Annotated in this window: 6 protein-coding genes; all 6 read left to right on the top strand. The window is 40.9% G+C overall.

What is annotated here, in order from left to right:
• The first annotated feature begins 33 nt into the window (after positions 1 to 33).
• A complete protein-coding gene (locus Q0438_RS09515) occupies positions 34 to 1386 on the top strand; it encodes a coproporphyrinogen III oxidase family protein (RefSeq protein ID WP_299190413.1) in 1353 nt (450 codons plus the stop codon).
• Between the two features lie 117 nt (positions 1387 to 1503).
• Positions 1504 to 1857, top strand: coding sequence for a hypothetical protein (locus Q0438_RS09510; RefSeq protein ID WP_299190412.1), 354 nt, complete (start codon positions 1504 to 1506; stop codon positions 1855 to 1857).
• A gap of 90 nt (positions 1858 to 1947) precedes the next feature.
• Entirely contained in the window at positions 1948 to 2223 is a 276-nt protein-coding gene (locus Q0438_RS09505; RefSeq protein WP_299190411.1) for an Imm53 family immunity protein, read from the top strand.
• Positions 2224 to 2252: 29 nt separating this feature from the next.
• On the top strand, positions 2253 to 2864 hold the full coding sequence (locus Q0438_RS09500; RefSeq protein ID WP_299190409.1) for a hypothetical protein: 612 nt from the start codon (positions 2253 to 2255) through the stop codon (positions 2862 to 2864).
• Complete coding sequence (locus Q0438_RS09495) at positions 2854 to 3486, top strand: hypothetical protein (RefSeq protein WP_299190407.1); 633 nt, start codon at positions 2854 to 2856, stop codon at positions 3484 to 3486. Before Q0438_RS09500 ends, Q0438_RS09495 begins: the two co-directional genes overlap by 11 nt.
• Positions 3487 to 3554: 68 nt before the next feature.
• Positions 3555 to 4330 (top strand): hypothetical protein (locus tag Q0438_RS09490; protein ID WP_299190405.1); only part of this gene is annotated, 776 nt, incomplete at its 3' end.

Here is a 4330-nt window from a genome sequence, read left to right as displayed (position 1 = left end):
TTAATTTTTAAGTTTAAAAAAGGTTAAAGTTTTATGAATTTTATCAGTCAAATGGTGCATAGCTTCGCAAAAAAATATGCCGCCGACACCATGCAAAAATCCCTCTGCAACTCCCTTAGAATCGACATCACGCAGGAAAATATCGCTAAAATTCCAAACCCTGATAAAAAATATATGCTCTACATGCACGTGCCCTTTTGCCACACGTTTTGCCCGTACTGCTCCTTTCATAAATACGCCTACGAGCGCGGCGCGTGTAAGGCGTATTTCGGCGCGCTACGCACCGAGATGCAGCGCACGAAGGACGCAGGCTACGACTTTGAGACGCTTTATGTAGGCGGCGGCACGACGCTCATTGACGAGGATGAGTTAGCGCGCACGCTGGAGCTTGCAAAGTCGCTTTTTAGCATCAAAGAGGTCTCATGCGAGAGCGATCCCAACCACATCGAGCCTGAGAGCTTGCTGCGATTTCGTGGGCTAATAGATCGCCTAAGCGTGGGGGTTCAGAGCTTTGATGACGATATTTTACGTAAAGCTTCACGCTACGACAAATTTGGCTCAGGCGAAATTTTGCAAAAAAAGCTATCCCGAGCGGTCGGAATTTTACCGATTTTAAGCTTGGATCTGATATTTAACTTTCCATTTCAAACGCGCGAAATTTTACTTCGCGACATCGAAGCGGCAAAAGCGGTAAAACCGGAGCAGATCACGCTGTATCCGCTGATGAAATCGCCTTTGATGCGCGATCAAATAGCGCGGAGCCTCGGCGTTAGCAATGTAGATCACGAAGAGGAATTTTACTCCATCATCTGCAAAGAATTTTCTAGCTGGCACCGCAGCAACGCATGGGCCTTTGCTCGCGAAAAATCAAATATGAGCGACGAGTATGTAGGCACAAACCACGAATACGTAGGCATCGGAAGCGGCGCGTTTAGTTTCTTAGGCGGCAGGCTGCTCATAAATGCGTTCAACCTCGAAGAGTACGCGAGCAGGGTGCGCAAAAACGAAAGCACCGTCATCGCCACTTGCGATTTTAGCAGATCCGAGCGCGCAAAATATCTGTTTTTGACCGAGCTTTTCAACGGCGAGATCGACATCGCTAAATTTAACGCCGCAAACGATCTAAACCTGCGCCGCGAACTGGGCAGAGAGCTTAGCCTGCTAAGGCTTGCAGGAGCCGTGCGGATCGAGGGCGAGATTATCCGCACGACGGAATTCGGCGCGTATCTGTGCCTTGTTTTGATGAAGGAATTTTACACCGGCATGGACAAGGTGCGCGCGGCGTTTCGCGACGATGCCAAGATCAAGCGCGCAAAACAGCTCATCATCATGGACGAAAGCGAATCCGCCGCAGCTGGCGCGGCAAAAAGCGAGATAGCGTCGTAAATTTTGCGCCCGACAGTTTCGGCCAATGCTTGGGCGCACCCGCGACTTAAGCGCAAATACCGTCTGGCATTTAAAACACAAACGAATTTTTGATTTCAAAATTTAGGAAACGCTGCAATGAAACGCAGAATGATCAAGCTATTCATTTTATTTCTGTTTTTTGTCCTTGTATTTGAGCTCGTCGGCAATCTTTTTAACTTCGGCCGCTTCCCATTTCATAAAAGCTGCGAGGCGTTTATGATGATAAACCGCTATGATAGTGGGTATCCAAACGATAAGTGCATAATGCAGCTTATGGAGCAGGGCAATAAAAGAGATCTTTCGCTATTTTACTATAAAACTAAATTTAATCTTGAGGAGCCCTTGTCCGAACTGGATGAAAAAGCTATAAAATTTTTAAATAGACCGGGGTGGAAGATAATCGACATAAAGGAAGATGGCGTGGAAAAGAAATTTCTAATAAGCGATTAAATTTAAATAGCAAAGAAGCCCTGCTTCAATTGCAATATCAAAGCCTAACAAATCGAGAATTTTAAAATTTATGAAATTAAAGGAGGAGCAATGAATAATCTAAAACTCATACAAAACTGGTATGCTTCCAAATGCGACGGAGAATGGGAGCATGAATATGGCCTTACGCTAGAAACGGTCGATAATCCTGGTTGGTGGATTAAAATCGATGGCGAGAGCGGGAAAAAGCCGATCAAAATAAATATCGATAGAGATGACGAGGATTGGTTTTTCATCAATGCCACGGAAAACGAACTCAAAGGAAGTTGCGGAGCCGAAAATTTAGAGGAATTATTGGAGCATGTAGTAAAATGGCTAACGGATTAAAATTTAGCAAGGCAGATAAAGGAGTTTAGATGATCGAAGTCGAGATAAAAAACGAATCTTGCAAAAAGACCGAAGTTACGCTTGCAAATATTGAAATTGTTAAGGACGCCGTAAAGGAATTCGCCTATAAAAGCTTTAAGGGCAGCTATCTGTTTTTTGATATTTACGGCGAGATAGATAGGGATTTCCGCGCACTTGGAGCAATCGGCGAAGGAGATGAGGACAATATCGGAAAAATAGATCTTAAAAAATATGAAAAAAGCTCCGTAGGCGCCACCGACATATCGCAAGATATGGAGGGCGTGGAATTCTGCACCTATTTTAAGCTGGATCAAAGTGAAATTTTAAAGCAAATATTATATTATATAGCCTATGAAAGATTTGAAGGCGGCTATTACGCAAAGGGTAAATTTATAGGCAAAAATAAAGATGATCTTATTTTTGTCGGCATCTGCGGCGATATAAAAAATTGCGCCGAAATAAAGAGCGTCGATTTAGATAAAATACTAAAAAGTATGCCCAAGCTCTCGGAATCAAATAATTTTTATATTAACGAGTTTATGAGATCAACCAAACGGATCGATGAGGTAAATTCTATCGGCAACCGATTAAATTTAAAAAGGAGATACTATGAAATTTAAAATTTTGAAACCGAATGAACTATACGGCTGGGTTTTTAACAAAGATGAAGAACTTTATAAGGCTTTAGGATTTGATTGCTGGATGGATTCGTTTATTCGCGTATTAGCTCAAATTCCCGGTACCAGAAAAAAAGATATTTTGGATTACCTTGAATATGAAATCTTTGATTGGTACGAATGGTTTGAACTATATGGGATTATCCAAAGCGACTATAAGCTAGCGGACGAAGATAATCCTGAAATTTCAGCCTATCCGACATACGCGGGAGAGTATTTCGGAGTAATGGGCCAACTATTTTTAGGGGGTATGATAGACTTCGGCATAGAGCGCGGAAATTTAAGAAAGAAATGGGCTGACTTCGATACGAATTTATCCAAGATCGATCTAGGTATGTCGCTTTATGAGAAGTGGATCTATTTTAGAGATAATTTCTTTTTTGGGTATAAATTTTTAGAGGAGGAGAACATAACTCCCCAAGCAGAGATAACTTGGAAAGACCCTAACACATGGAGCAGATTTAGCCACTGGATGTGTATGACTAAGGCGGGCAAAGAGTATCGTGATAAAATTTTAAAGCCGAGGCTTTATGAAAAGTATAAGGATGTGGTTATCGAGGTGTAATTTAGCGATTATAAATAACGAAAATTTATTATGAACATGTTTAATCTAGCAAGCAAAAAGGACTTCAAATGACCATCTTACCAATATCAACCTTCGACAATGATTTACAAAGAGGCGATATTATAAAATTTAACGACGATGAGCTTATGGTCTGCGATGAGCGCTGTTTCTGGACAGAAAATCCTTGCCTTTTAAATTTAAAAGATAACAGATACTTTGAGCTTCCTAGCGAGATGTTATCAAGCAAAGCGGGGTTTGTCGTGGATAAGGAGCAATTGATTCGTAATTTAGCAAATTTCAGCATCAATGCGAGCCCCCAGGAGGTATTTATATGCTCCGATAATTACCTTAGTAGCGATGAACTGAAAGATTACAAAGAAGATTGCGACGAAACAATCCCCGGTTTCAGACTGACAAAACCTAGGGATAAATTCGGACGCAATAGACGTATAAAGAGGAGTCTAATGAAAAAATTTAGCATTCCCCTCTTGAAATTTCGCGGAAAGATCGAGGTCGGAGATATTATCGAATGTAGAAAATCCAGCTATCCATATGAGAAAAATGTAAATTTTGTCGTAGTAAAAGCAAAAGATGATGATGGAGTAAATTTTATAAAATTGATCGTAATTGGCGGCTACAAGGCAGGCTTATGGGTTCTGCCGTCTTTGTTTAAAACAGATAAAAATATAGTAGAAGCAGACTGGCTAATTAAAAATTGGAAATATATTTTTGATAGCTGCTGCGATATAAGGCACACCTATGTAAATTTACAAAATCGAAAAGAGGTTTTAAATTTTACCGATAAACAGCTGGAAAATTTCATAAAAATAAAGCGAAAGAGATT

Origin of the sequence: uncultured Campylobacter sp., assembly GCF_938030785.1 — a bacterium.
Taxonomy (GTDB): Bacteria; Campylobacterota; Campylobacteria; order Campylobacterales; family Campylobacteraceae; genus Campylobacter_B.
This window is presented reverse-complemented; position numbering and strand designations above follow the sequence as displayed.

Coding starts and splice junctions, on each gene's coding strand:
- Q0438_RS09515 (WP_299190413.1), top strand. CDS start 34: ATGAATTTTATCAGTCAAATGGTGCATAGCTTCGCAAAAAAATATGCC.
- Q0438_RS09510 (WP_299190412.1), top strand. CDS start 1,504: ATGAAACGCAGAATGATCAAGCTATTCATTTTATTTCTGTTTTTTGTC.
- Q0438_RS09500 (WP_299190409.1), top strand. CDS start 2,253: ATGATCGAAGTCGAGATAAAAAACGAATCTTGCAAAAAGACCGAAGTT.
- Q0438_RS09495 (WP_299190407.1), top strand. CDS start 2,854: ATGAAATTTAAAATTTTGAAACCGAATGAACTATACGGCTGGGTTTTT.
- Q0438_RS09505 (WP_299190411.1), top strand. CDS start 1,948: ATGAATAATCTAAAACTCATACAAAACTGGTATGCTTCCAAATGCGAC.